Annotated in this window: 21 protein-coding genes; 5 read left to right on the plus strand and 16 right to left on the minus strand. The window is 68.4% G+C overall.

All coding sequences use genetic code 11. From position 1 onward, the window contains the following. Positions 1–2: 2 nt before the first annotated feature. Positions 3–1,142: an ABC transporter permease gene (locus tag HUX88_RS14925; RefSeq protein WP_117011008.1), complete on the plus strand. Its 1,140-nt coding sequence runs from the start codon at positions 3–5 to the stop codon at positions 1,140–1,142. Between the two features lie 6 nt (positions 1,143–1,148). Here the strand turns inward: HUX88_RS14925 and HUX88_RS14930 are convergent, their stop codons facing one another. From HUX88_RS14930 to HUX88_RS14955, 6 genes are all read right to left on the minus strand, one after another. Beyond that, a complete protein-coding gene (locus HUX88_RS14930) occupies positions 1,149–2,078 on the minus strand; it encodes a Gfo/Idh/MocA family protein (protein ID WP_301549478.1) in 930 nt (309 codons plus the stop codon). A gap of 110 nt (positions 2,079–2,188) precedes the next feature. Beyond that, complete coding sequence (locus HUX88_RS14935) at positions 2,189–4,168, minus strand: hypothetical protein (RefSeq protein ID WP_217916335.1); 1,980 nt, start codon at positions 4,166–4,168, stop codon at positions 2,189–2,191. Positions 4,169–4,268: 100 nt separating this feature from the next. After that, positions 4,269–4,889: a bpX6 domain-containing protein gene (locus HUX88_RS14940; RefSeq protein ID WP_176362288.1), complete on the minus strand. Its 621-nt coding sequence runs from the start codon at positions 4,887–4,889 to the stop codon at positions 4,269–4,271. Further along, entirely contained in the window at positions 4,879–6,672 is a 1,794-nt protein-coding gene (locus HUX88_RS14945) for a hypothetical protein (RefSeq protein ID WP_176362289.1), read from the minus strand. Before HUX88_RS14945 ends, HUX88_RS14940 begins: the two co-directional genes overlap by 11 nt. After that, positions 6,672–7,088, minus strand: coding sequence for a hypothetical protein (locus tag HUX88_RS14950; protein ID WP_117011014.1), 417 nt, complete (start codon positions 7,086–7,088; stop codon positions 6,672–6,674). Before HUX88_RS14950 ends, HUX88_RS14945 begins: the two co-directional genes overlap by 1 nt. Then, positions 7,085–8,197, minus strand: coding sequence for an AAA family ATPase (locus HUX88_RS14955; protein WP_229213258.1), 1,113 nt, complete (start codon positions 8,195–8,197; stop codon positions 7,085–7,087). Before HUX88_RS14955 ends, HUX88_RS14950 begins: the two co-directional genes overlap by 4 nt. Positions 8,198–8,349: 152 nt before the next feature. On the opposite strand from HUX88_RS14955, the gene HUX88_RS14960 reads away from it, so the two are divergent. After that, positions 8,350–9,447 (plus strand): acyl-CoA dehydrogenase, encoded by a 1,098-nt coding sequence (locus HUX88_RS14960; RefSeq protein ID WP_176362290.1) that lies wholly within the window; start codon positions 8,350–8,352, stop codon positions 9,445–9,447. Positions 9,448–9,455: 8 nt separating this feature from the next. Continuing rightward, entirely contained in the window at positions 9,456–10,544 is a 1,089-nt protein-coding gene (locus HUX88_RS14965; RefSeq protein ID WP_176362291.1) for a serine hydrolase, read from the plus strand. On the opposite strand, the gene HUX88_RS14970 is transcribed toward HUX88_RS14965, so the two are convergent. The 6 genes from HUX88_RS14970 to HUX88_RS14995 form a co-directional block, all read right to left on the minus strand. Beyond that, entirely contained in the window at positions 10,524–10,952 is a 429-nt protein-coding gene (locus HUX88_RS14970; protein ID WP_176362292.1) for a hypothetical protein, read from the minus strand. The two genes, HUX88_RS14965 and HUX88_RS14970, sit on opposite strands and share 21 nt — an antisense overlap. 18 nt (positions 10,953–10,970) lie before the next feature. After that, on the minus strand, positions 10,971–12,272 hold the full coding sequence (locus HUX88_RS14975) for an ATP-binding protein (protein ID WP_176362293.1): 1,302 nt from the start codon (positions 12,270–12,272) through the stop codon (positions 10,971–10,973). Continuing rightward, a complete protein-coding gene (locus HUX88_RS14980; protein WP_161090982.1) occupies positions 12,269–12,931 on the minus strand; it encodes a response regulator transcription factor in 663 nt (220 codons plus the stop codon). The genes HUX88_RS14975 and HUX88_RS14980 overlap by 4 nt, the downstream gene beginning before the upstream one ends. Positions 12,932–12,937: 6 nt before the next feature. Then, the gene (locus HUX88_RS14985; RefSeq protein ID WP_176362294.1) at positions 12,938–13,909 is read right to left on the minus strand and encodes a YncE family protein; all 972 of its coding nucleotides are present in this window, start codon (positions 13,907–13,909) and stop codon (positions 12,938–12,940) included. Between the two features lie 76 nt (positions 13,910–13,985). Beyond that, positions 13,986–14,522 (minus strand): cytochrome b, encoded by a 537-nt coding sequence (locus HUX88_RS14990; RefSeq protein ID WP_217916336.1) that lies wholly within the window; start codon positions 14,520–14,522, stop codon positions 13,986–13,988. Further along, a complete protein-coding gene (locus HUX88_RS14995; protein WP_176362295.1) occupies positions 14,503–17,037 on the minus strand; it encodes a cation-translocating P-type ATPase in 2,535 nt (844 codons plus the stop codon). Before HUX88_RS14995 ends, HUX88_RS14990 begins: the two co-directional genes overlap by 20 nt. A 268-nt stretch (positions 17,038–17,305) precedes the next feature. Between HUX88_RS14995 and HUX88_RS15000 the strand changes: the two genes are divergently transcribed. Then, entirely contained in the window at positions 17,306–20,506 is a 3,201-nt protein-coding gene (locus tag HUX88_RS15000) for an EAL domain-containing protein (RefSeq protein ID WP_176362296.1), read from the plus strand. Here HUX88_RS15000 and HUX88_RS15005 read toward each other — a convergent pair. Together HUX88_RS15005 and HUX88_RS15010 are read right to left on the minus strand one after the other, a co-directional pair. Further along, positions 20,463–22,094, minus strand: a complete 1,632-nt coding sequence (locus tag HUX88_RS15005; RefSeq protein ID WP_176362297.1) for a bifunctional aminoglycoside phosphotransferase/ATP-binding protein — start codon at positions 22,092–22,094, stop codon at positions 20,463–20,465. The two genes, HUX88_RS15000 and HUX88_RS15005, sit on opposite strands and share 44 nt — an antisense overlap. Positions 22,095–22,108: 14 nt before the next feature. Further along, positions 22,109–23,311, minus strand: coding sequence for an NnrS family protein (locus HUX88_RS15010; protein ID WP_176362298.1), 1,203 nt, complete (start codon positions 23,309–23,311; stop codon positions 22,109–22,111). Between the two features lie 198 nt (positions 23,312–23,509). Here HUX88_RS15010 and HUX88_RS15015 point away from each other — a divergent pair, with 198 nt between their 5' ends. After that, the gene (locus HUX88_RS15015; protein WP_176362299.1) at positions 23,510–23,773 is read left to right on the plus strand and encodes a heavy-metal-associated domain-containing protein; all 264 of its coding nucleotides are present in this window, start codon (positions 23,510–23,512) and stop codon (positions 23,771–23,773) included. 7 nt (positions 23,774–23,780) lie between these two features. Here HUX88_RS15015 and HUX88_RS15020 read toward each other — a convergent pair whose 3' ends face one another. Further along, positions 23,781–24,446, minus strand: coding sequence for a response regulator (locus HUX88_RS15020; RefSeq protein WP_176362300.1), 666 nt, complete (start codon positions 24,444–24,446; stop codon positions 23,781–23,783). A gap of 24 nt (positions 24,447–24,470) precedes the next feature. Next, positions 24,471–26,399, minus strand: coding sequence for a type IV pili methyl-accepting chemotaxis transducer N-terminal domain-containing protein (locus tag HUX88_RS15025; protein WP_117011044.1), 1,929 nt, complete (start codon positions 26,397–26,399; stop codon positions 24,471–24,473). Between the last annotated feature and the right edge of the window lie 27 nt (positions 26,400–26,426).

The raw sequence follows: 26,426 nt of genomic DNA on the forward strand, positions 1-26,426 counted from the left end.
CCATGCGCGTACCATTGAACACCCGCCTGGCCCACATCTACCGCCTCGGCATCAAGGAGCTGTGGAGCCTGCTGCGCGACCCCGCCATGCTGGTGCTGATCGTCTACACCTTCACGCTGTCGATCTACGTGGCCGCCACGGCGATGCCGGAAAGCCTGCACAACGCCGCCATCGCCATCGTCGACCTGGACGGCTCGCCGCTGTCGGCGCGGATCACGGCCGGCTTCTACCCGCCGCACTTCCACACGCCGTCCGTGGTGAACGCCACGCAGGCCGACGCAGGCCTCGACAACGGCGACTACACCTTCGTGCTGTCCATCCCGCCGGACTACCAACGCGACACGCTGGCCGGCCGTTCGCCGTCCATCCAGCTCAACATCGACGCCACGCGCATGAGCCAGGCCTTCACCGGCAACGGCTACATCCAGCAGATCGTCAGCGCCGAGGTGGGCGACTTCCTGCGCCGCCAGCAGCAGGCCGCCGCGCCGCCGGTCGACCTGGACCTGCGGATGCGCTTCAATCCCAACCTGGAGCAATCGTGGTTTGGCTCGCTGATGGAGATCATCAACAACGTCACCATGCTGTCGATCATCTTGACCGGCGCCGCGCTGATACGCGAGCGCGAACACGGCACCATCGAGCATTTGCTGGTGATGCCGGTGACGCCGATGGAAATCATGCTGGCCAAGGTGTGGTCGATGGGATCGGTGGTGGTGCTGGCTGCGCTGTCGTCGCTGCTGTTCATCGTGCAGGGCGCGCTGCACGTGCCGATCACCGGCTCGATCGCGCTGTTCGTGCTGGTGACGGCGCTGCACCTGTTCGCCACCACCTCGATGGGGATCTTCCTCGCCACGCTGGCGCGCAGCATGCCGCAGTTCGGCATGCTGCTGGTGCTGGTGCTGCTGCCGCTTCAACTGCTGTCGGGCGGCTCGACGCCGCGCGAAAGCATGCCGGTGCTGGTGCAGGACATCATGCTGGCCGCGCCGACCACCCACTTCGTCGCGGCCGCCCAGGCCATTTTGTACCGGGGCGCGGGACTGTCGGTGATCTGGCCGCAGATGCTGGCGCTGGTGGCGATCGGCGCGGTGCTGTTCGCCACCTCGCTGCGGCGCTTCCGCAAGACCATCGGGCAGATGGCCTGACGCGTATCAGTCGTGGAAGGCGTCGACCACCTTGCGCTGGCCGAGCATGAAGGCGTCGGCCACGTGGCGCAGCGGAGCCACGTCCACGTCCGAGCGGCCGGCGCGGACCAGCTCCGCGAAACGGCGGTACAGCGACGGGTACTCGGCCTCCTTCTCCAGCGGCTGTTCGACGCCGTGCACCCACAAGCGCGCGCCGCCGTCGCTCAGTTTCAGTTCGCCGTCGGCGGTCTGGACGACGATGTCCCAGCTTTGCTTGCCGGTCTGGCGCCAGTCGAAACTGGCCTGCACCGGCATGCCGGCGCCGTCCTGGAACTGCAGCTCGGCGCCGATGGGCGCGTCGCGGTTCTCGGGGAACTCCAGCGCGGCGCGATTCAGGAAGATCGGCGCCGGCAGGATCTCGGTGACGATGGACAGCGCGTTGATGCCCGGGTCGAACACGCCCAGGCCGCCCGCCTGCCAGATCCATTCCTGGTTCGGGTGCCACTGGCGCACGTCCTCCTTCCAGATCACCTGCATCGCGGTCGGCGGGTGGGCGGCCAAATAGGCCTTGGCCGGCTGCACGCCGGGCGCGTAGCGCGAATGCCAGCTGGTGAACAGCGTCAGGCCACGGGCGGCGGCCAGCGCCTCAAGGTCGGCCACCTCGGACAGCGTGGCGCCGGGCGGCTTCTCCAGGAACACGTGCTTGCCGGCCAACAGCGCGGCGCGCGCGGCCTGGTAGCGGTACTGCGGCGGCATGCACAGCGAGACGGCGTCGATCTCCGGCACGGCCGCCAGCATCGCCTCGATGGAGGTGAAACCGGGCAGTCCCTCGACGGTGTTGTGCCGGCTGGCCGAGGCCACCAGCTGGAAATCCGGGTTCGCCGCGACGGCGGGCAAGTGCTGGTCGTGGACGATCTTGCCGACGCCTACGATCGCAAGTTTAATTGCTGACATCATCTGACTTTCAAAAGGTGGGTATTTGTGCTCCCCCATGCTACGACGAACGATGCCGGCAAATCCAATCAATTTTATCGCTGGAGACATACCGAAATGACATGCCGAGCCCATTACCCCAGGATATGGGTGCTCGCTTTGCCGTTGGCGCAGTCGACGTCAATCAATCGCCCCGCGCGGTCGAACACCTGCAGATACCCGCCCCGCAAGCGCGCGCCAGGCTCAATGGCGCCGGCAATCTGCAATTCCGCCACCATCTGCCCCTGCATCAATTCGAAGACACGGCAGCGCCAGTTATCACCGTCGGCGTCGCGCGACTCCACCAGCAGGAACCTGTCGCGCAACGTGACTCGCGGCGCGGCGGCGGTTTCCGGCAAACTGAAGTCAAACGCCGGCGTTCCACCGCCGCGCTGCACCCGGAGCGTCACGCCGGGTTCAGCATTGAACAGATGCAGGGCCATCGGCTCGTCCCGGCCGGGATTGGGCAATAATTGCCAGATATTCTGTTCCGGCCGCGAGAAGCTGTCACGCTGACTCAGGCGCCGCGTCGGCAGCGCGTAGCGCCATTGCTGCATCTCCGTCTCGGACAGCAGCAGAATCGCCTGTCCATTCTGGTCCTCTGCGAAGCCGGTCAGTTGGCCTGGCAGGTCGGCGATCTGCCAGCTCACCGCAAGGCGGTCCTGCCGGGTGTCGATTGCCACCAGCCGGTTGTCGATGACCGCGTTCCAGGTGATGCCGTCATATTGCTGCGCCCAGAACGTCAGCGCGGGCGTGATCCAGTCCGAGACCTTGTTGAGGCCAAGGTCTATGCGGCTGACGCGCTGTCCCACCTCCCGCTGGGCGATGGCGAGCGCGCACAAGCCGTTCTCGCCATAGACCAGATGATGGGCCGGCACCGGAAAATGCGCCAACTGCCGGCCGCGTCGATCCACCCGGACCACGCCGCTTTCGCCCAGCGCCAGCAAGCTATGCCCCTCCGGCAGCCGGCACGCATCATGTATCGTCAACAGGCCGCGTTCCGTCAGGCTGGCCAGCACCGGCTTTTTATGCAGCCACAGCGCCAGCTCCGCCTCGGTCTGCGCGACGTGCAGCGTCGGCATGTCCGCGCGCAGGCCCGCCGCGTCCGATAGCTCCAGCAGCGCCTTCAGGTCCGTCTGCTGCAACTCGTTGGCACCGGCCAGACATTCCGGCAACACGCGGCGCACCAGGGCCGCCGCCACGCGGCGGGTCGCGGCCGATTGGCTCGGCAGGGCCACGAGTTCGCGCGCCATGCGCGCGCGTTGCTCGGCGCCGTCCTCGCCAGACGCATCGAGAATGGCGCCTATCGCAGCCGCGCTTCCGGCCAAATCGTCCGGAAGCATCGACAGCTTGCGCAGCAAGGCCCGCACGCCCAGCGATCCACCGGCGCGCTCGGCCTGCAGCAGCCACGCCAGCGCCTGGTCGCGCAAGTCGGGCAGCGCCCAGATCACATCAGCAGCGCCGATCAGGTCGCCGCTATGGGCCAGGTCGTCGGCCCAATGCTGGCGCAACGTCGCCGCGAGCGGGCTTTGCTGGCGCTCCAGCATCTTCACGGCGCCTGGAAATGCCCTTCCCAGCCGGGCGAGCCGCAATGCCCGCTCCAGGTCGCCGGCCTTGCACCACAGTCGCACAGAGATATCAGCCGACAAGCCCATGGTCTCGGACAAGCGGGCGGCTTGTTCCATCCGCCCCTTGTTTTCAAGGTAGTCGACTGCCTCGGCGCCGGCGCGCAGCAATTCCGCCAGCACGAACACCGCCTCGTCGGTCCTCCCCTCCCGCTCCAATCGTTCAAAGGTGCGCCGGTAAGTCTGGCGCAGATACTGCGTCACGTCCGGCGCCAGGCTGATCAAGGAATTCGCTGTATTCGGTCCCGCGATGTCAAGACTGCTGCGCGGACGGGGCGCGCCCAGCGATTGACGGCGGGCTTCAGGGTTCAAGGAATCCAGCGGCACCGCATGACGCAGCGCATTGTGCACGTCACCGCGTTCGAACAGGTCGACCATTTTGCGCAGATAGGCAGCCTGGCGCCAGCCGATGACTTTTGAGACCCGCGTCAACATGGCCAGCCGGGCCAAGCCCGCGTTCAAACGTTTAAGCCAGTCTGGAGTCGCGGCGGGGGCGGCCGGCCTTGCACCACACGGCCGGCCGCCCGCGCCCGGCTGGGAATGATACCCGTCAGCAGGAGCGCTCGCTGGCGCGATCACGCGCGGCAGCCACCGTGGCGGCCGCCCTCAGCGCGGGCACCGACCGCTTCGCGGTCTCCTCGGTCCTGCGCATGAAGCGCTCACGCGCGGCGCTGGCGGGTGGAATCTTCCCCTTCAAAATGGCGCGCACATCGTCGGGCGCTTCCGGCATCGCCAATAACGGCGCCGGCGCCGCTTGCCGGGGCAGGCGCAACGGCTCGCCCAGGGCAATGCCGCGCAAGTCCAGCCACGCGGCCGCATCGACGCGCGTCGCGGCGGACAACTGCAATTGCCGGGCGCGGGCACCCCGCACTAGCCAGATGGTTCCCGGCGCGGCCCCTGCCCGCTCGGCGACCTCCAGCGGCGCGCTCGACACGACGCCCTCCTGCTCGCACAACGGCAGGCCATCGAATTCCGCACACTGCGCAAACACCGGAACCGCCAGTCGCAGCAGGTAGCCGCCCTGCGCCAGATCCAGCCGCGCGCCGGCCTGCCAGCGACGCAGCACGCGGCGGCGCAGTTCGGGCTCGTCCAGCAGGGCCGCGTCATACCAAAGAGCGCAAACCAGCCGGGCGCCGTCGAACAACGGGCGGCGTATCGCATCAACTCGCATTGGCATCTCCATCCATGAGCACACGCAGCAGCGGCGTTTCGCCGTCGATTTCGCGCACCGTCAATGCATGATCGAGGCCGCCTATCCAGGCCAGCCGGCCGCTATCGGGGTCGCAGCAGGCCTGGCCGATGGGCTGTTGCGACACGACCAGCGGAAAACGCTCCCGCCCACTGCGCAATTCGATGCGTCGCTTCCCCGGATGCAGCACGACCAGGCCCGGCTCGGGGCAAAGACGGCTACGCACCACGCCCAGCACGCTGGCGCCGTCGGCCACCACCGTGACCGCCGCCTCGTCGACGGTTCCCACCCACCAGTCCGTCTCCGTGCGCTGCAGCGCGAACACGCCCTCCAGATACTGTCTGCGCCATTGCCGGCCACCGCCCAGCAATAGCGCGCTGCCGTCGCTGGCGATCCGCGCGATCTGCTGCGGATCCTGCACCTGCGGATTCCAGCGGTAGATCCGTGTGACCCCGTCTTCGGCACAGCCGAAAAACAGGGCGTCGCCGTACTGGCTGGCGCCGAGCACGTTCCCCATGACCGTCCTGAACCGCAACGGCGCGGAAGCATCTTGACCGGCCGTGCGCTCCCATGCGACCAAATTTTTTGCGACATCGAGTACCACGACCCGCTCCAACGCCTTCGAACGCAGGAAAAATAGCGACAGCCAGCGCCCCAGTCCCGGCGGCGCGCGGAAATGCGTCGTCTCTGGGCGTGGGGCCTGCACCAGACCTTGGCCAAACAGTGGCCCCGGGAATCCCCTGAACTCCAGCGAGCCGGCGTCGCTGGCCACGCTGGACAACGACTTGCTGAACACCCCGGTGGCGATGACGTTTCCGCTCAAGCGCGCCGGCACGAAACGACCTTTACCAATTTTCTGGCGCGCCGATTGCGGCAACGGATAGATCATCGTGCCGCCATCAACCTGCGCCACAGCCAGGCCGTATCCGGCCACCCCAAAACGCGGCGGCTGTTTCAGCGACGGCCGTCCCGCGCGTTGGCGCAGCACGCCATATGGCACCAGCGGCTCAAAGGGCTGGCGCAGCAGCCGGATGCCATCGTCAACGGAGGGCAGCTCCAGCGACAAGTTGCGGGTAGCGCGCCGCTGCGTCAACGCGACCTCGATCCGGTTGCCGAGCAAGGCCTGGTTCACGCACACCACGGCCTTCACCTGTCGTGGCGCCACGTGGGCGGTGGCGCCAACCAGCCAGCAGTCGTCCACGCCGGTCCCCAGCGCCTGCTCCCACGCATCGGCGTCGGCCGCGCAGGGCGCATTCAGCGTGCGGGACCGCAGCAAGGCTTGCAAGCCCTCGCGCCCTTCCTCCCTGTGCAGCGTGGCCGGCTTCTGCGATATCCCCCAAAGGAATTCCGCCCCGGCTTCCTGCGCGCGCCGGGCCAGCAGGATGAACAAGGCCAGATGGGCCAGTCGGGGTTCGCCCAGCTGCGCCGGCCCGGCGTCGAACAGCACCACGCTGCGGCGCGATCGCTGGCGTCCGGCTGGCTCGGGACCGGTGAACAGCAGCTCGCCGCTGGCGGCCCGCCGCAGGAACTCGTCCGGCACGGCGTCGGCATACGCCCATTCGGTCAGCAGCATGCGCTCGTAACTGCCGCGTTGCACGATATTGCCCACACCGGCGGGCAGATCGTCCGGCCGCGATGTGGCGCTGCCCAGGCGTCCGACCAGCGGATGCAGACGCAGCAGCATTTCGCCCAACGGTTCCGCGAGATCGGCGGGAAACAGCACCAGCCATGCACGCCACGGCTCAAGCAAGACAGGGAGCCGCATCAACAGCACTCCCGCGACAACCAGTCGAGCAACGCCGGCGTCAAGGCCATGGCCTGATCCAGCGGCAGCAGCAATTCGGGCTCGTTCCACAACAGGACAGGCGATCGCCCCGCCCGCGCCACCAGATTGGACTGCAGCAGGTCCATCGGCAAGCCGGGCGCCAGATGGGTCGGCAGCCACAATTGCGGGGCCGCCGGCTCCGGTGCGCAATAGCGAACGCCGTCGATCCAGGGCAGGAGTTCATTCGCGCCCAGCACAATCAATAACGAGCGCGTCGCCACCGCCGACAGGCGCGCCAGTTCAGCCGGCTCGCGCCGGGCCAGCGCAGCCAGCAATCGCGGCGTCGCGGCGCCCGTGGAGACCAGGCCCTGCGGCGCCAGCGCCGCCTCGCGCGCCGTCCATGCCAACACGCTCATCCAGCCGACTTTGCCAATGCGATCAATTGCGCGCGCCGTTCGGCCAGTTCCGCGGGCAGGTCCGGCAGATCGAAGTTCGCATCCATTTCGCGCAGCAGCGCCTCAACCAGGGGCGCCGCAGCCGCAGCGTCCGGTGAACCCAGCAAGAGGTCGGCACTGGCGGCCAACCGGGCGACCCGCGCCAACGGCTGCTGGACCGCCTCTTCCACCACCGCGCGCAGCAGCGGATGACGGGCATCGGCCAGTAGCTCGCGTAAGGCTTCGCGCGCGCCTTGCTGGCCGGCGCTGGTGGGAATCACATACAGCAGCGGCCACAGGTCGGCCCGGGTCGCGCTGGAGCGCCCCGCCAGCACCGCCGCCGCCGCGATCAACTGCTGGGACTTGACGATGCGCCGGTCCGACAGCGCGATGTTGGCTTGCCGCAGCAAGCGGATCGCATGCGCGAGGTCGGCCCGCACCAGATCCATATTGACCGCCGCCACCGCGTGATTCAGCGCATCGAGACTGGCCAGATTGGCGCGCGGCGCCACACGATGCTGCGCGACTTTCCAGCCGCCCGCAAGCAAGTCTTCCAGACGGCTGTCCGCCACCGGCTCGACGAACACGTGCAGGAGGAAACGGTCGGCGAACGCAGCCAGCCCTTCGTCTTCCGGCAAGCCGTTCGCCGCGCCGACACAGACCCGCAGCGGACAACGGATATGCGTATGACCGCGCCGGAACTGGCGTTCGTTCAACAGACCCAGCAAGGTATTCAGGATCGCGGTCGATCCCAGGAACACCTCATCGAGAAAGGCGATCTCCGCTTCGGGCAGCATGCCGGTGACGTCGGTTTCAACCGTGCCCTCGCGCAGCTTGTTCAGATTCACAGGCCCGAACAATTCGGAAGGCTCGGTGAACCGGCCCAGCAGGTACTCGAAATAACGTCCACCCAGGCTAGTGGCCACGCGCCGGACCACCGCGCTCTTGGCTGTCCCCGGCGGCCCGACCACCAGTACATGTTCCTGCGCGACGGCGGCGAGGATCAGCAGCTCGGCCAGGTGCTCCCTGTCGATCAGTCCATCGGTTGCTTCACTGATTGCTTCGCGCAGGCCGGCGGCGGCGTCGTTCAAGGGCTGAGTCATGGATTAGGTCGGTCAGAAAACAGATGATTGCTCAAAGGCAATGATTTTTAAGTATAAATCAGGATTATCATATTTGCAAATGGGCAGCGCGCCGCAATAATGCGAAAATGCCGGCCTTTGCTACTTCTAAAAGATACAGCATGACCGATCCCCTGCTCGCGCGCGATGCGCGCCGTATCGAACGCTACGCGGCCATGGCCGATGCCGCGCGCTTCCTGCACCCGGTCCAGCAGGCCTTGCTGCACCGGCGCGGCTGGCTCAGGATGCTGGCGCCGCGCGCCGCCGGCGGCGCCGAGCTGCCGTTGCCGCAGGCGGTCCGACTGGAGGAAGCGGTGGCCGCCGTCGACGGCAGCATGGGCTGGGTGCTCACGCTGTGCGCGGGCGCGGGATGGTTCGCCGGCTTCCTGCCGCCGCCACTGGCGCGCGACATCATCGGCGGCAAGCGCGTTTGCCTTGGCGGCAGCGGCGCGCCGACCGGCTACGCCGACCAGGACGGCGATGGGGAAGCCGCAGGGTTCCGCATCACCGGCCGCTGGGACTACGCCAGCGGCGCGCCGATGGCCACCCATTTCACGCTGAACGCGGTGCTGCGCGCCAATGGCCAGCCGCTGCTCGATGACCAGGGCGCGCCGCGCATCCGCGCCTTCCTGGTGCCGGCGGAGCTGGTGCAGATCGTGCCATCGTGGGCCAGCATCGGCCTGCGCGCCAGCGCCTCGCACAGCTACCGCATCGACGGCGCCTGGGTCGGCAAGGACCATGGCTTCACCATCAACCCCGCCGCCGCAACGGCGGACGGGCCGCTGTACCGCTTTCCGTTTTATTCGCTGGCCTTCGTCACGCTGGCGGCCAACGTGGCGGGCATGGCGAGCCATTTCATGCAGCTGGCCAGGCCCTGCATGAGCCGCCGCCGGCACGCCATCAAAGGCCTGCCGCTGCTGGAGGTTCCCGAGGTGGCCGCGCTGGTGCGCGCCAGGGAGCAGGTCCACGCCGCTGCCCGCGCGCACTTCTACCATGTGCTGGACCGCAGCTGGGCGATGGTGGAAAACGGCACAACGCTGGCCGACAGCGACCTGCATGCGCTGCAAGCCAGTTCACTGGCGCTGGTGGCCGCCTCGCGCGCGGCGGTCGATGAGCTGTACCCCTACTGCGGCCTGTACGCCGCCCACGAGGACAGCGCCATCAACCGGGTCTGGCGAGACTTCCACACCGCCAGCCAGCACTCGCTGCTGCTGCCTTAGGTACGGCCATGCGATCGTCGGGATATCTGTTATTGACCTTGTGCGCCGGAGCGTCGGCCGCCACGCCGGGCGCGCACTGGAGCGCCATGCCGACGCAAAGCCAGGCCTGCCGCGCGGGACTGGCACAGGCGCAGGACTATCTGAAGACGCTGGCCACCACCTCGATGCTGGCGGTGCGCGACGGCCAAGTGCTGGCCAGCCATGGCCCGGTGGAACAGGCCAACCAAGTCTACTCGGTCCGCAAGAGCATACTGGCCATGATGTACGGCCCCTACGTCGCCGACGGCACGATCCCGCTGGACCGCAGCCTCGCATCGCTGGACATCGACGACATCGGCGGCCTGCTGCCGCTGGAGCGCACGGCCACCGTCGGCGATCTGCTGGCGGCGCGCTCCGGCGTGTATCACGCGGCGGCCAATCCCGGCGACGACGCCGACGCCGCGCCGCCACGCGGCTCGCAAACGCCCGGCGCCTACTTCTTGTACAACAACTGGGACTTCAACGCCGCCGGCACCGTGTACGAGCAGCTGACGCGGCGCGACATCTACCAAAGCTTCGCCAGCGATCTGGCGCGGCCTTTGCAAATGGAAGACTTCCGGCTCTCGCAGCAGCACCGCACCGGCGATCCGGCCCGCTCGCGCCATCTGGCCTATCACTTCCACTTGTCGACACGCGACATGGCCCGCCTCGGCCAACTGATGCTACAGCGAGGCAGCTGGAACGGCCGCCAGTTGCTGCCGGCCGACTGGCTCGCCCGCATCGCGACGCCGCTCACGCGCGCGGCCGACATGCATCCACCCTCCACCGCGCGCCGCCGGCTCGACTACGGCCTGCTGTGGTGGATACCCTCGCTGCCGGCAGGCTCGCCGCTGACAGGCTCCTACATGGCTTGGGGCTACTACGGCCAGTACATCCTGGTCGTCCCGTCGCAAAACATGGTGATCAGCCACCAGCGCGCGGTCGACGCGGCGGCGGCGAAGACCGCACGCAAAGTCACACCCGCCGAGTTCCTGCACCTGGCCGAGCTGCTGGTGCGTGCGCCCTGCGTCTCCGCCAACCCGATGCCGGCGACGCCGTCAGGCCAGCAGCACGAGTAACGCCGGCAGCGCCATGCCGCCCGCCAGCGCAAAGCCGGCCGACCGGCGGCTGCGCGGATTGGTGAAGGCGATATACAAGCCCGCCAGCGACGACAGGCACAAGCCCACCGCCAGCGCCACCACGAACAGTTTCAATGGCATGTTGACGTGTTCCTCCGGCGCGGCGGCTTTGGCTGCAGCAGCCGGCGCGGACGCAGCGGCGGGCGCCTTCGGTTTGGGTGGCTCATACACCTCCTGATCCTTGTGCAGCGTGGCCATGGCCGCGATCCACGGATAGGTCGGCGGATCGCCGCGATGCGCGCCCTTGTGCAGGTCGAAGGTTTGCAGCGCCCCGGAGAAAGCAAAGAACACAATGGCCGGCGTGAAGAAGACGCCGAGGTAGCGGTGCAACTGTCGTAATGTAAGCATATCCTTATCCTTGTTAAATCAAGCCGTTGGCAAATACACGGTGACCACCAAGCCAACGCCGTCGTTACTGGTCAATTCAATTTCAGCGCCATGGCCCTCCACCACGTTCTTGACGATAGACAGGCCAAGGCCGCAACCCCAGACCGCGTTGCCGTCCGGCCGGTAGAAACGGTCGAACAACCTCGCGCGTTCCGCCTCCGGCACGCCGGGCCCGTTGTCGGCCACCCGCAGAAACGCCATGCCGCGCGCCATGCCGGCCGAAACATCGACCTGCCCGCCCGGCTGCGTGTAACGCACCGCGTTGTCGACCAGGTTGCTGAGCATGACCGACAGGCCTTCCGGATGCACCGGCACCCACAGCGGCTCGCCGCCGCCCGTCACGCCCAGATCGATGCCCCGGCTTTCGGCCAGGATGCTGTGATCCCCGACCACCTGCCGCGCCAGCGCCAGCAGGTCGGTTCGCACCAGCGCCGGCCGCGTGTGATGCTGCTCATGGCGGGCCAGCGTCAGTAGCTGATGCACCAGATGCGTGGAGCGGTCCAGCCGTTCATGCAGCCGCTGGAACGAGACCTCGCGCTGCGCGTCGCTGCCGGCCCGCTCGGCCAGTTGCAGCTGGAGCTTGAGCGCCGTCAGCGGCGAGCGCAGTTCGTGCGCGGCGTCGGCGACGAAGCTGCGCTGCGCCGCCATCGCGCTGTCGATCTTGCCCAGCAGGCCGTTGAGCGCGACGACGATCGGCATCAACTCGGGCGGCATGCCCGCCGTGTCCAGCGGCTGCAACGAACCGGGAGAACGGCCATGCACGGCTTGCGCCACCTGTTCCAATGGCCGCAGCGCCAAGCCCACCACGATCCAGATCAGCGCCCCCAATGCCGGCAACAGCGCCAGCAACGGCGGCACGATGCGCAGCGCCATGTGCGCCGCGATGCGCTCGCGCATCGCGAACGGCTGGGCGATCTGCATGTAATAGTCCGCGCGCCGCTCGCCATACACGCGCCAACGCTCGCCCCGATGGGTGATGGAGCCATAGCCCGCCAGCGACTGCCGCGGCAAGGCCTGCGACGGCTCCGACACATACGCCACGCGGCCGGCGGCGTCCCACACCTGCACCAGCACCGCGTCGTCCAGGTCCGCGTCCTTGGGCACCTGGACGCCGTCGCCCAAGTGGGGCGGCAAGGCCCACGCCACCTCGCGCAGGCGCAGGTCCGACTGTTCGTCGGCTTCGTGATTGGCCCGCTGGAACAACAGCAGGCCCGCGACCAGCGTGCAGCAGAGGGTGCCGAACAACAGTCCGGCCAACAAACGCGCGCGGATCGACTTCATGTCAGGCTGGCCAGCTTGTAGCCGACGCCGCGCACATTCTTGATAAACTCGCTGCCCAGCTTCTTGCGCAGGTGATGGATGTAGACGTCGATGGTATTGCTCTCGATTTCCTCGCCCCAGCCGTAGATCTTCTCTTCCAGCTGGGCCTTGGACACCACGCTGCCCGGCACATCGAGCAGCGCGCGCAGCAAGGCGAATTCGCGCGACGACAGGTGCAGCGCCACGCCGTTGAACGTGGCCTCGTGCGCCGCCAGGTTGACGCTCAAGGCGCCATGCGTCACCAGCGAATGGTGATGGCCGCCGCGCCGGCGCAACACCGCGCGGATACGGGCCAGCAGTTCATCGAGGTCGAAGGGCTTGACCAGATAGTCGTCGGCGCCCGCATCGAGGCCCTCGACCCGCGAGGCGGTGGCGTCGCGCGCCGTGACGATCAGCACCGGCGTCTGGCCGCCCTGCGCGCGCAGGCGGCGCAGCACGTCCATGCCCTGCCGCCCGGGCAGGCCCAGGTCCAGTATCAGCAGGTCGTAGATATCCTGGCGCATCGACAGCTCGGCCGCCACGCCATCCCGCACCCAGTCGACCGCATACCGCTCGCCGCGCAGGGCCTCCAGCATGCTCTCGCCGATCATCGGGTCGTCTTCTATCAACAGCAGTCGCATGGTCGCTCAGGGTGTGGCCACGATGACCGTGAAGTGTTTATCGACCACGGTCGGCAGGTACACGGCGCCGCCGTCGTGGTCCATGGCCATGGTGCGCGCGCCCTTCTCGGTGCGCAGCGTTGCCGCCTTCGCATAATGGTCGGCGTCGTCCTGATGGATCATGCTCAGCGTGCCGTCGCCGTTGGATGAGAACACAGTGGCGCTGGCGGCGTCGAACACCACCGCGTCGGATCCCTTGCCGATGGCGGCGCGCGCCACGGCCTTGCCGCTGGCGGCGTCGGTCACGGCCAGCACGCCGTTCTGGCAGGCCGAGAACAGGCGACGGTGCGCGGCGTCCAGCGCCAGGCCGGTGGGTTCCTCGCAGCCGGCCAGCGGCCAGCGCGCGACCTGGCGGTCGGTGGCGATGTCGATCACCGCAATTTCAGCCTTGTCCTCGATGTTGACGTAAATGCGCTTGCCATCGGTGACCGCGAACTCCGGCTTGCCGCCCACCTCGATCGTGGCCTTGGGCGCCATGCTGGCGGCGTCGAACACCGAGACGTTGTTGGTCTTGCCGTTGAAGGTATAAAGCTTGCCGCTGCCTTCCTCGAACAGGATGGCGTCGGGATTTTGGCCGGCGACTTTCACTTCCTGGCGCGTCTGCAGCGTCGCCAGGTCGAACACGACGACGCTGTTGCCGCCGCCGCTGCTGGCGAAGCCCAGGTTCAGCTTCTGCGCGAACGCCACGCCGTGCGCGCGCTGCAACCCGCCGATCTGGCCGGCCACTTTGCCCGACGACAGATCGAGCACTTGCACACGGTCGCCACGCGTCACGAACAGGCGATGGCGCACCGGATCGACCTCCAGATAGTCCCAGCGGCCCGCCTGGTCCAGCGTCCAGGTCTGGCGCACCGCGTAGTCGGCCGCGTGGGCCGCCGGCAAGGCCGCCGCCAGCAGCAGGCCGAGGGACAGCATCGTGCCCGATATCGTCGTTTTCATCGCATTTTCGCAAAAGTGAGTGAGGACCGCAGTGTATTCGGTCCTTCATTAAACGACTATTAACGTCGCCCGCCCCTCAGAACCAGATCCGGTGAAAGACCCTGTCCTTGTCGACCAACAGGTGCTTGAGGCCTCCCAGCACATGCAGCACGATCAGCGCCGTCATGATAACCGCAAGGCCGGAGTGTACATCGAAGAACTGCTCGGCCACGTCATGGTCGGGCGTGAACCAGGCGGGGAAAGCGGCGCCGAACAGCGCCACGCCACGCTTGGTATGGGCCGCGCCGAGAAAACCGATCACCGGCATGGCGAACATGCAGGCATACAGCAGCCATTGGGTCAGGCTGGAGACGGTTCTCTGCCAACCGGGCACGCCGGCCGGCAGCGGCGCCGGCTTGTGCGTGAGCCGCCAGCACAGCCGGATCAGCAGCAAGGCAAACAGCACCAGGCCGAACGACTTGTGCTGGTCGAAGTACCAGCCGCTTCCCGGTTCGTCTTCGATGGCCATCATGTACCAGCCCACGCCCAGCAGCCCGACGATCAAGGCTGCGGACAGCCAGTGCAGCCAGACCGCAAGCCGCCCGTATCGCCACTCATTCATTCGATCGTTCATTTGATTTTCCTTTCCGTTTAACGAGCTCGAACCACGCCACGCTCAGCGCGGCGACCAAAACCGACAACGCCAGCGGCGCCGCGCCAGGTATCGCGAAGGCAAACAGCTGCCGAACCGGCGCCGCCGCCAGCACCAGCGCCAGCAACAACAACGTCGACACGGCGATCCAGGCGAAGGACCGGTTCGGCACCGCGCGCCGTCCCTGCGCGGAAGGCGTCCAGCTGCGGTTGGCGTGGATCAGCCCAAGATTGGCCAGGATCAGCGCGAGGAAGGTCGTGGTGCGGACGCTCGCCTCGGACTGCCCCGACCAGGCGGCCAGCACATGGTGGCCGATCAGGATCAGCAACAGTCCGCCCCCCTGCAGCAGGCCGCGCACCAGGATTTCGCGGTCGAACAGATGCTGGTCCGGGCTGCGCGGTTTGGCCGCCATCGCGCCAGCCTCGATCGGCTCCGCTTCGAACACGATGGAACAGGCGGGATCGATCACCAGTTGCAGGAACAGGATGTGCACCGGCATCAGCAGGATCGGCCATCCCAGCAGCACCGGCAGGATCGACAAGCCCACGATGGGCACGTGCACCGCGACGATGAACACGATCGCCTTGCGCAGGTTGGCGAACAGGCGCCGGCCGTGGCGCACCGCCAGCAGCAGCGACGAAAAGTCATCCTTGAGCAGCACCAGCGCCGCCGCCTCGCGCGCGACGTCGCTGCCGCGCGCGCCCATGGCCACGCCGATGCTGGCCGCCTTCAGCGCCGGCGCGTCGTTGACGCCGTCGCCGGTCATGGCGACGATGTCGCCCCGGCCGCGGAAAGCCTGCACCAGCCGCAGTTTCTGCTCCGGCGAGATCCGGCAGAACACCCCGGTGGCGGGCAGCCGCGCCCGCAGCGCCGCGTCGTCCAGCGCGCCCAGCTCCTCGCCGGACAACAGCCCGACGCCCGGGCCGGCGATGCCCGCCTGCCGCGCGATCGCCAGCGCCGTGGCGGGATGGTCGCCGGTGATCATCACCACGCGCATGCCCGCCGCCTGGCATTCCGCCACCGCCTGCGGCACTTCCGGGCGCACCGGGTCCTCCAGCGCCACCAGGCCGAGAAACACGAAATCGAAATCATGCTGGTTGTCCGGCAGGCGCACCGCCGGGAAGCTGGCGCTGGCGACGGCGATCACGCGCAGGCCGCTGTCCGCCATCGCCGCCACCTGCACCGCGATGGCGGCGGCGCGCTCCGGCGCCATGTGGCACAGGTCGACGATGGCCTCCGACGCGCCCTTGGCGGCGACCAGGTAGGCCGAGTGGTCCGGCGAGCGCCACACCCGCGACATCGCCAGCATCTGGCGCGACAAGGGATAGTCGTCGATCAGCGTCCAGTCGGCATGCAGGTGTTCGGTGTTGGCCAGCAGGCGCGCGCCGGCCTCGCCGATGGCCGACTCCATCGGATCGAAGGCGCGCCGATGGCTGGCCAGCACCGCGTATTCGAGCAGGCCGTGCAGCTCTTCCTGCAGGGCCTCCGGGTTGGCGGCATCGCAGGCGTAGCCGCCCTGCTCCGACCACAGTTGCGCGACCCGCATGCGGTTGACGGTCAGCGTGCCGGTCTTGTCGACGCACAGCACGCTGGTCGCGCCCAGCAGCTCGATGGCCGGGATGCTGCGCGCCAGCACCTGCTCGCGCCCCAGCCGCCGCGCGCCCAGGCCCAGGAACAGCGTCAGGATGACCGGCAACTCCTCCGGCAGGATCGCCATGGCCAGCGTCAGCCCGGCCAGCAAGCCTTGCAGCCAGTCGCCGCGCAGCCACCAGTGGGCGAACGCCAGGCCGGCGGCCAGGCACAAGCCGGCCACGGCGACCGTCTTGACCACGCGTCCGGTCTCCATTTGAATCGGCGTCAGTTCGCCGCCCAGCGTCGCCAGCGACACGCCGATGCGGCCCAGCGCGCTGCGCGGCCCGGTCGCCACCACCACGCCGCTGGCCGTTCCCTGCGTCACCAGGGTGCCGGAGTAGACCCGGCTTTCGGCCTTGCCGGCGCCTTCCGCCACCGCGTGCTTGGTGACCGGCACCGATTCGCCGGTGAGCATCGATTCGTCCACCGTCAGGTTGGAGGCGGCCGTCAGTTCCATGTCGGCCGGCACGCGGTCGCCCTCGGCCAGCAGCACCAGGTCGCCGGCCACCAGCTCGCGACCGGCGATGCGCTCCTGCCGGCCGTCCCGCACCACCAGCGCGCGCGGGCAGGACAGATCCCGCAAGGCTTCCAGCGAGCGTTCGGTGCGCCGCTGCTGGAAAAACGTCATGCCGATGACCACCAGCACGAAGCCCAGCAGCATGAACGCCTCGCCCCGGTCGCCGATGGCCAGGTAGATGCCGCCACAGGCCACCAGCAGCAGAAACATCGGCTCGGACACCACATCGACCAGCAGCCGCCACGCCCCCAGCGGGCGCGACGCCGGCAGCTCGTTCGGCCCCTCGTCCCGCAGCCTGGCCGCCGCCTCCAGGGCGGTCAGCCCTTCCAGATCCTGCCGCTCGTCCATGCAATCGTCCCCGTTCCGCGATGGATCGAGCGTAGCACACCGGTGGCGTCCCCCGGCCCGCTTCCGCCGGCTTTGCCCCCCCACCCCCCCCCCCGCCCCCCGGCCCCCCCCCCCCCCCCCGCCGGGCGCCTTGCCCGGCGCCGCCTCCAGCGTCACGGCCGGATGGTCGTCTGGAGACTTGATCCGTATCATAAAAATTCCTGCTCGCAATCACCATAATGATTGGATCAGGTCGCTTTTCCGCCGTCAGCCGCCATACAGGACGTCCATGCACCGTATCCATACCGTTCGGAATATCTTGCTGTTCATTGTCGCGGCGCTGGTCCTGCCCGGTTTTCTGATCGGGCTGGTCTGGTCGCTGCAAGCGTTCGACGCCAGCCGCGCGCGCAGCGACACCCAAACCCTGCAGACAGCGCGCGACTTGTTGCTCGATATGGACAGCGAATTCCACGCGCTCGGCGCCGTGGCCGGCACGCTGACCACCTCGCCGGCCCTGCTCAACGCCGACCTGGCCGCGTTCCAGCAACAGGCCGAAGCGGCCAGGCGCTACAGCAAGGCCACCAACTTCGTGCTCACCGATATCCACGGACAGCAACTGGTCAACACCCTCAAGCCGTTCGGCACGCCGCTGCCGCGGCACGGCAATCCCGCCCTGATCGCCAGGGTCGCGGCCAGCGGGCGCATGGAGGTGTCCAACCTGTATGTCGGCGCCGTCTCCGGCGCCGGCGTCATGAGCATCTGCATCCCGGTGCGGATCCGCGGCAAGCTCGCCTACTTCCTCGACGTCGGCGTCGCCGCCAGCGAGTTCGCGCCGCTGCTGGCCAGCCGCAAGCTGCCGGCCGACTGGATCGTCGCCCTGATCGACGGCGACGGCACCATCGTCGCGCGCACCCGTTCGCCCGGTCAGTATGTGGGCAAGAAGGCCCAGGCCGACCTGCGGCAGCTGATCCCCGCCACCCAGCAGGGGCATCTGCGCACCACCACGCTCGAAGGCATCCCGGTCTACACGACCTACGTGCGCTCGCCCGCCAACGGCTGGGCGGTCGCCATCGGCATCCCGAGCGCCAGCGTCGACAGCGAACTGTGGCACTCGCTGGCGTTCGACCTGGGCGCCAGCGGGCTGCTGCTGCTGGTCGGCATCGTGCTGGCCGCGCTCGCCAGTGCCCACATCCGGCGGGCCATGGCCCAGCTGGTCGAGATGTCGGCCGCGCTGGGCAGCGGCGCGGAGCTGCCGCCGCACCGCATCAAGCTGCGCGAGGCGCACCAGGTCGCCGCGACGCTGACCGAGACGGCGGTGCGCCTGCGGCGCAGCGAGGCGGCCCGGCAAGAGGCGCAGGCCAGGATCACGCTCAGCAATATCGAGCTGGAACAGCGGGTGCGGGACCGTACCGACGCCCTGCAACAATCGCGCCACATGATGGCGTCCATCCTTGAGCACATGCCGGCCGCGATCTTCGTCAAGCGCGCGGACGACCTGAGCTACGAGATGGTCAACCAGGCCGCCGAGCAACTGTATGGCAAGCCGCGCGACGCCTTCATCGGCCGGAGCGACCTGGAACTGTTCCCGGAGGCCGAGGCGCAGGCGCGCACCGCGTCCGACCGCCAGGTGATCGCCTCGCGCCAGATCCTCGACCTGGCCGCCGAAGCCGTGCTGGCCCCGGACGGCCAGACCCGCTATCTGCACACCAAGAAGATGGTGCTGCTCGACGGCGCCGGACGGCCGTCCCACCTGCTCGGCATCTCGCTCGACGTCACCGACAGCCTGCTGGCGGCCGAGCAGCTGCACATCGCCGCGGTCGCCTTCGATTCGCAGGAGCCGATGATGATCACCGATGCCCAGAGCACCATCCTGCGCATCAACTCCGCCTTCACGGCCAGCACCGGCTACACGCAGGAGGAAATCCTCGGCCGCACGCCGCGCGTGCTCAAGTCCGGCCGCCACGACCAGGCCTTCTACGCCGCCATGTGGGACAGCATCATCCACCGGGGCTCCTGGCAGGGCGAGTGCTGGGACCGCCGCAAGAATGGCGAGATCTACCCGACCTGGACCATCATCAGCGCCATCCGCGACCCGCAGGGCGCGATCCGCCACTACGTGTGCACGCAAAGCGACATCAGCGCCCGCAAGCAGGCCGAGGAGGAAATCCGCCAGCTGGCCTTCTACGATCCGCTGACCAGGCTGCCCAACCGCCGCCTGCTGGTGGACCGCCTGCGCCACGCCATCGACAGCAGCGCCCGCACCGGGCTGATCGGCGCGCTGATGTTCATCGACCTGGACAACTTCAAGATGCTCAACGACACGCTGGGCCACGACCAGGGCGACGTGCTGCTGCGCCAGGTGGCGCAACGGCTGCCGGCCTGCGTGCGCAGCGTCGACACCGTGGCCCGGCTCGGCGGCGACGAGTTCGTCATCATGCTCGAAGGCCTGAGCGCGGACGTGGCAGAGGCCGCCCGCAAGGCCCAGGCCATCGGCGACGCGGTGCTGGCGGCCCTGAACCAGCCGTACCAGCTGGCCGACCGCCCCTACCATTGCACGCCCAGCATAGGCGTGACGCTGATCTCGGACCACCAGCTGACGATGGACGACGTGCTGCGCCATGCCGACCTGGCCATGTACCAGGCCAAGGGCGCCGGCCGCAACACGCTGCGCTTCTTCGAGCCGCGGATGCAGCAGGCCGCCAACCTGCGCGCCGAGATCGAGCACGACCTGCAGCATGCGTTGGAGCACGGCGAATTCGAACTGTACTACCAGGCCCAGGTCGACGCGGCGGGACAGCTGATCGGCGCGGAGGCGCTGCTGCGCTGGCATCACCCGCGCAACGGGCTGGTGCTGCCCGACCAGTTCATCGAGCTGGCCGAGAGCACCGGCATCATCCTGCCGCTGGGGCAATGGGTGTTGCAGAGCGCTTGCGCGCAGCTGGCGTTGTGGGCGGCCGATCCCGCCCTCGGCGCGCTGACGCTGGCCGTCAATGTCAGCCCGCGCCAGTTCCGCCAGCCCGCCTTTGTCGCGCAGGTGCAGAAGGCGGTGGCCGACGCCGGCGCCAATCCGCACCGGCTCAAGCTGGAGCTGACCGAGAACCTGATGCTGGACGATTTCTCCAGCGTCGCCGACAAGATGCGTATTCTCAAGTCCATCGGCATCGGCTTCGCGCTGGACGACTTCGGTATCGGCTATTCCTCGCTGTCGTACCTGAAGCGGCTGCCGCTGGATCAGTTGAAGATCGACCGCACCTTCGCGCGCGATGTGCTGACCGACCCCAACGACGCCGCGATCGCCCGCATCATCGTCGTGCTGGGGCACACGCTGGGCCTGACCATCGTCGCCGAAGGGGTGGAAACGAACGACCAGCATGCCTTCCTGGCGGCCACCAACTGCAACGCCTTCCAGGGCTTCCTGTTCAGCCAGCCGCTGCCGGAGCGGGAATTCAGGTCGCTGGCCGCGCGGGCTTTCGCTTCCGGCGCAGGCTGATCGCCCTCGCCAGCGCGGCGATGCGCTCCGGCAGATCGGCCGCGGCGCTGTCGAGCGGCAGCGTGTTGCGGCGTTCGCCGGCGGTCAGCGGCTGGCGGGTGGCGTACTGATAGTCCAGCACGTCCGCGCCGGCGTCGGACGCGTCGGGCAGGCCCAGCGCCCGCAGCCGCAGCCGCTCGCGCATCAACGCATCGCCGGCCCGCAGATCGACAATGACGAGGGGCAGGCCCAACTCCCGCGCCAGCGCCTGGAACGGTTGCCGCTGCCGCCGCAGCAGATGGGCGGCGTCGACCACCACGTTCAGCCCGGCGGCGGCGATGGCGCGCGCCAGTTGCAGCAGGCGGGCGTAGGTCGCCTCGCTGGCGGCGTCGTCGTAGATGCCTTGCCCGCCGGGCGCGCCCATGCGCTCGGTGGCGGCCAGGCCGTGCAGGCGCTTGCGCTCGACGTCGGAGCGGATGCAGATGGCGCCCAGCGCGGCGGCCAGGCGGGAGGCGCAGTACGACTTGCCGCTGCCGGAGCAGCCGTGCATCAACACCATCGCGCCGCGCCGGGGCTGCACCTGCAGCGCCAACGCCAGATAGCGCCGCGCCGTCGCGCGCGCCACTGCGGCCGCGTCCGATGCGGTGGTGGCGGTGGCGGCCAACAGGTACACCTTGCAGCGCACCAGCGCGCGCATGGATTGATAGAAGGCCAGCAGCGCCAGTCCGGCATAGTCGTCGCTGGCGGCCAGGTAGCCTTGCAGCAGGCGCGCGGCCAGGTCGTCGCGGCCGTGAAAGCGCAGGTCCATGACCAGGAAAGCCAGGTCGCTGACGACGTCGATCCAGCGCAGCTCGTCATTGAACTCGACGCCGTCGAACACTTCCACCCGCCCTTCCCAGCTGAGGATATTGCCGCTGTGCAGATCGCCGTGGCATTCGCGGACACAGCCGGCGGCGCGGCGCTGCGCGAAGCGTTGCGGCGCGGCCATCTGCGCGGCGTGCCAGCGCGCCAGCCGGGCCAGCTGGGCGCGCTCCGTGCGGCCGGTGAGCAGGCCGCCGACCGTGGCCAGGTCGCCGCGCCCGAGCTGGGCGATGGCCTGCGCGCTCCCCCACGGCGCATCCGGCGCGACGCGCTCGGCGCCGGCGTGGAATTGCGCCAGCTGCAGCGCCAGCGCGTCGATCTCGCCGGCCTCCAGCAGCCCGGCGTGCAGGCGCACGCTCCACAAGGCCTGCTGCGGGAAGGTCCGCATCCGCACCGCGTATTCGAGCGCGGGGCCGTCGCCGTCCAGCTCCGGCTGCCCGGCGCTGCCGGTGACTTCGCTCACGCCCAGGTACAGTCCGGGCGCCAGACGCCGGTTCAGGCGCAGCTCTTCCCCGCAGCAATGCCGGCGCGCGGCCAGCGTGGAATAATCCAGCACGTCGAAGCGCAGCGCCTTCTTGAACTTGTAGGCCAAATCATCCAGCACGTAGACCCACGAGATATGCGTCTCGAAACGCTGGAAGCGGCGCCCCTCGCGTTCCCATCGCGCCTCCAGTCCCCGCAGCAGCGCCAGTTGGTGCTCCAGATCGGGCTCGGCGCCGGCCGCCAGGAATGACGAGGGATGACGCATGGGGCGGATCGGCCTCAGCCCGGTTTGCCGTCGGCGCGCGGGCTGGTCAGGTATGGCGCGTAGACATAGACGTACAAGCCGAAGGCGGTGGTCCAGCAAACGGCGCTCAGCAACAGCAAGGCAGGCCCGCCGTCCCAGCCCAGCGCCGACAGCACGCGCGACAAGGCGCTGAACTGGATCAGGCCGAAGATCGCGGTCTCGAACTTGCCGGCGCGCAGAGGGCGGCCCGTGTGGCCGAGCGTGGTGCGGGTCATCATGCCCAGGATCAGGCCGGCCATCGAGCCCACCGTCAGCGCATGGAAGCCGGCGCTGGCGCTGACGATCTGCCAGCGCGACAGCGACAGCAGCACCAGCCCGGCCGCGATCCACGCGTACGACAGGTGCATGATCCACAGCAGCGGCACGGCGCCGGTGCGCAGCGCCTGCCAGCGCCACAGGCGCAGCAGCACCAGCACGGCGGCAGCCACGCCGATCGGGGCGACCAGCCAGGCCGGCGCCATGGCGACCCAGCTCACCGAGAACGCCACCACCAGGCCCAGCGACCACTTGTCCAGCCTGGGCTGCACCTGCGGGTTGGTGCCGGGCGCGCCGTTGCGGGTGAACATGGGGATGATGCGGGTGCCGATGGCGGCCTCCATCAGCACGATCACCAGCACGGCGGCCTGCACCGGCGGAATCGGGCTGGCCGCGATCCAGCCCAGCGTGATCGCGTGGAACACGCCGTTGGCCAGCGCCATCAGGCCGAGCAAGCCGACCAGGAAATAGTTGCGGCGGTTGCCGGCCTTCTGCATCACGCGCCACAGCGGCCAGGCGGCCGCCGGCAGGAACAGCCAGTCGACCAGCGCGCCGGCCAGCGGCGGCGCCAGCAGCATCGCCAGGCGGCCCAGCAGCCACAAGGCCACCAGCGCCGCCAGCTTGCCGCGCACCGGCGTCCAGAAGCCGGTCCAGTTGAACGCTGCCGTGTACAGGAAGCCGACCACCGCCGCCGCCGCCATGCCGAACACCATCTCGTGCATGTGCCAGGCGAAGCCGACATGCAGCCAGCCGCCGGCATCGGCCGGCAACCAGCCCAGGTAGCGCAGCATCCACAGGGGAATGGCCAGCGCGGCGAACGCCGCCGCCACCAGGTAGAACGGGCGGAAGCCCAGCCGCCATATGGGATGGCTGTCCCAGGCCGCGGCCTGGCCGGCGGGTTCTTCGATATGCAGCAAGCTCATGATCTATGTCCTAAAAGAGTACGCCACCATTGTCTGCCCGGCGTGGCGGCCGGTGAAGGCTGGCGCCGGATTCGCATAACCTGGATCAAGAAATTCCGAATTGCCCGGCCATTTCGCGTCTCCGCGCTCGACCGCCGCCGCCGTTTCGCTTAGGCTATCCGCATGGCTCCAAATCAACCTCAACTTCAAAGGAATGCTATGCAAACAGATCTTCTCATCGAAGGCATGGACGACGAAGGCTCGGCCGACAACGTCGCCAAACTGCTGAGCGACATCGCCGGCGTCAGCGACGTGCGCGTCTCCCTGCTCGACCGCCGCGCCCGCGTCCGGATCGACGAATCGCTGACCTCGCCCCACCTGCTGACGCGCAAGCTCACGCAAGCGGGCTATCCGGCCGGCGCCGAAGCCATCGCCGCGCCGGCCGCCGCCGGTGGTTGCTGCGGCGGCTGCTGCGGCGGCTGAGCGGTGGTTAAGCGCTGCCCTGCATCCGATGTTCGACCGCGTACACGGCGGCCTGGACTCGGCTGCTCAGCTTGAGTTTCTTCAGCACGTTCTGCACATGGATCTTGACCGTGCTTTCGGCCAGGTCCAGTGCGCGCGCGATGCCCTTGTTGCTTTCGCCGCGCGCCAGACACTCGAGGATTTCCCGTTCGCGCGGCGTCAGCTTGTCCAGCTCGGACGCCACCGGCGCCGCCGCGCCCGCCGTCAGCTGCGCCACCAGCTTGGCCGTCATCGACTCGGCCAACACGGTCTCGCCGGCCGCCGCGCGGCGGATCGCCCGGCTCAGGAAATCGGTGTCGATATTCTTCAACAGATAACCGCTGGCGCCGGCCTTCAGCGCCACGCTCAGGTCTTCCGCGTCCTCCGACACGGTCAGCATGACGACCGCGCTGTCCGGGCAATCCTGGCGCAGTTGCTCCAGCGTTTCCAGGCCCGACATGCCGGGCATGTTCAGGTCCAGCAGGATCACCTGCGGCTTGAGCTGCTGCGCCCGCTTGACGCCCTCGAAACCATCGGCCGCCTCGCCCACCACCGCGAACTCCGGGTTGCGTTGCAGCAGGGAGCGTATGCCGCTGCGAAACAGTGTGTGGTCGTCTATCAGCAGCACGCTGATCGTGCTTGTATCGTTGTCCATCGGCTCCAGCCTTTCTTGTTAGTGTTAAGCCGCGCGGCGCTGGGCGCGCGGCAGTCGCAGCAGCACTTCGGTGCCGGCGCCCGGCGCCGACTTCAATTGCAGCTGCGCGTCGATGCGTTGTGCGCGTTCGCGCATGATGTTGAGGCCGACATGGGCCTCGCCCAGCGATTCCAGCGCGGCCGGATCGAAGCCGTGGCCGTTGTCGCGGATGCTGAGGGTGAAATCCTGCTCGTCCTTCAGGCGCAGCCAGACCTGCGTGGCCGAGGCGTGCTTGCGCACGTTCGACAGCGCCTCCTGCACGATGAACAGCAACTGCAGCTGGTGCTCGCGCGGGAACGGCGCGCCGTCCGAGTCGGCCTCGAAATCGACCGCGATGCCGCTCTGGCGCCGGAACTTGTCGACCACCGTCTCCAGCGACGACACCAGGTTGCCCTCCTGTAGCCGGGTGCGGAAGTTGTGCAGCAGCTCGCGCACATCCTGGTAGCTTTCCTCCACGCCGGCGCGCAGGGCCGGCACGATGCTCTCGACCTCGTCGAGCCGCTGCCGCTGCAGCGACTGCTCCAGCATCTGCACCTGCAGGTTCAGGAAGTTCAAGCCCTGGGCGATGCTGTCGTGCAGGCCTTGGGCGACCAGGTTGCGCTCCTCGGACACGGCCAGCTCGCGGTCGCGCCCTTGCAGGCGCAGGTTCTCGATCGCCGTGCCCAGCAGCTGGCCCAGCGTCTCCAGCAGCGCCGTCTGCGCCGCGCTGAACACGGTCGGCGTGCGGAAGTGCAGGTTGAAGAAGCCCAGGTACTGGCGCTGCGCGAAGATATGGAAGATCGAGATCGTCGCGAAGCCTTCGCGGTGGCATTTGAGCGTGTGGCGGTCGTCCTTGCGGCGCAGGTCGTGGATCACGGCCAGCTTGCTGACCACCGCCTCGCCGCACAGGCACTCGCCCACCTTCAGGCAGCGTTCGCTCTCGACCAGCTCCTCCGAGATGCCCTGGTGCACCAGCATGTGCAGGTTGCCGCGGTTCGGATCGAGGATCCGCACCGAGCCGCCGTCGGCGCTGAAGTAATCGCTGATGCGCTGCAGGAAGCCCTTGCACATCGCCTCGGCCGACTGCGTCTGCTGCAGGAAGGAGGCGCTGTCGTACAGCAGCGCCAGTTCGCGGTTCTGGTGCTCCAGCTCGGCCGTCTTGAGCTGCACCCGGCGTTCCAGGTTGCTGTAGGAATCCTGCAGCTTGTCGGCCATCTGGTTGAAGCCGTGGGCCAGCATGCCGAACTCGTCGTTGCTGTCGACCGGCAGCCGCACGCTGAAGTCCTGTTCGCGCATGCGCTCGATGCCGCCCTGCAGCCGCGTCACCGGCGCGACGATCATGTCGAACAACAGGTAGATGATGCTGATCGTGCCGAGCAAGGCCAGCGCCAGCAGCAGCAATTGCGAGGCGCGCAGCCAGAAGGTGCGGCTCTCGCTGTCGCGCTCGATGCGCTGCACCAGCAGGTCGACGCGCTCGACAAAGCGCTCGGTGCGCTGCTGGACCAGGCTTTTCTCCGCCGGGTCGAGCCCGCCGGCCGCCACCGCGTTGCGCACCTGCGACGACAATTCAAGCCGCCACTGCTGCTGCACCTCGGCGAACACGGTGCGGATCGACGCCGTCGGCGGCAGGAACAGCGGGCGCTGCGGATCGCCGCGGCGCAGCAGGTCCAGCGTGCGCTCCATGCGGCCCAGCTGCTCGCTGACCGCCTGGCGGCCGGCCGGCGCGTCCATCTGCGTGGTCAGCAGGGCCAGCCGGTAGCTATCCATGCGCAAGCTGCCGGCCACGTTGATGGCGGCCGCGCTGCCCTCCAGCTGCCAGGACAGCAGCAGCGTCGAGCCGATCACGGTCAGCGCGATCGCCAGAAAACTCAGCAGCAGGCCGACGATGCGGGTCGACAGTTTTTGCCAGCCGGCGAACAACGCCGGCTTCAGCATGGCGCTCGGCGCCGGCGGGCGGTGGCT

The organism is Duganella sp. BJB1802, from assembly GCF_013369445.1.
Taxonomy (GTDB): Bacteria; Pseudomonadota; Gammaproteobacteria; order Burkholderiales; family Burkholderiaceae_D; genus Rugamonas; species Rugamonas vulcania_A.

Bases quoted from the DNA above. Each gene is read 5' to 3' on its own strand.
- HUX88_RS15010 (WP_176362298.1), bottom strand. From the start codon at position 23,311: ATGAGCTTGCTGCATATCGAAGAACCCGCCGGCCAGGCCGCGGCCTGG.
- HUX88_RS14970 (WP_176362292.1), bottom strand. From the start codon at position 10,952: ATGCTTACATTACGACAGTTGCACCGCTACCTCGGCGTCTTCTTCACG.
- HUX88_RS15005 (WP_176362297.1), bottom strand. From the start codon at position 22,094: ATGCGTCATCCCTCGTCATTCCTGGCGGCCGGCGCCGAGCCCGATCTG.
- HUX88_RS14940 (WP_176362288.1), bottom strand. From the start codon at position 4,889: ATGCGAGTTGATGCGATACGCCGCCCGTTGTTCGACGGCGCCCGGCTG.
- HUX88_RS14980 (WP_161090982.1), bottom strand. From the start codon at position 12,931: ATGCGACTGCTGTTGATAGAAGACGACCCGATGATCGGCGAGAGCATG.
- HUX88_RS15020 (WP_176362300.1), bottom strand. From the start codon at position 24,446: ATGGACAACGATACAAGCACGATCAGCGTGCTGCTGATAGACGACCAC.
- HUX88_RS14925 (WP_117011008.1), top strand. From the start codon at position 3: ATGCGCGTACCATTGAACACCCGCCTGGCCCACATCTACCGCCTCGGC.
- HUX88_RS14965 (WP_176362291.1), top strand. From the start codon at position 9,456: ATGCGATCGTCGGGATATCTGTTATTGACCTTGTGCGCCGGAGCGTCG.
- HUX88_RS14995 (WP_176362295.1), bottom strand. From the start codon at position 17,037: ATGGACGAGCGGCAGGATCTGGAAGGGCTGACCGCCCTGGAGGCGGCG.
- HUX88_RS14950 (WP_117011014.1), bottom strand. From the start codon at position 7,088: ATGAGCGTGTTGGCATGGACGGCGCGCGAGGCGGCGCTGGCGCCGCAG.
- HUX88_RS14975 (WP_176362293.1), bottom strand. From the start codon at position 12,272: ATGAAGTCGATCCGCGCGCGTTTGTTGGCCGGACTGTTGTTCGGCACC.
- HUX88_RS14990 (WP_217916336.1), bottom strand. From the start codon at position 14,522: ATGAACGATCGAATGAATGAGTGGCGATACGGGCGGCTTGCGGTCTGG.
- HUX88_RS15000 (WP_176362296.1), top strand. From the start codon at position 17,306: ATGCACCGTATCCATACCGTTCGGAATATCTTGCTGTTCATTGTCGCG.
- HUX88_RS14930 (WP_301549478.1), bottom strand. From the start codon at position 2,078: ATGATGTCAGCAATTAAACTTGCGATCGTAGGCGTCGGCAAGATCGTC.
- HUX88_RS14985 (WP_176362294.1), bottom strand. From the start codon at position 13,909: ATGAAAACGACGATATCGGGCACGATGCTGTCCCTCGGCCTGCTGCTG.
- HUX88_RS15025 (WP_117011044.1), bottom strand. From the start codon at position 26,399: ATGCTGAAGCCGGCGTTGTTCGCCGGCTGGCAAAAACTGTCGACCCGC.
- HUX88_RS14945 (WP_176362289.1), bottom strand. From the start codon at position 6,672: ATGCGGCTCCCTGTCTTGCTTGAGCCGTGGCGTGCATGGCTGGTGCTG.
- HUX88_RS15015 (WP_176362299.1), top strand. From the start codon at position 23,510: ATGCAAACAGATCTTCTCATCGAAGGCATGGACGACGAAGGCTCGGCC.
- HUX88_RS14960 (WP_176362290.1), top strand. From the start codon at position 8,350: ATGACCGATCCCCTGCTCGCGCGCGATGCGCGCCGTATCGAACGCTAC.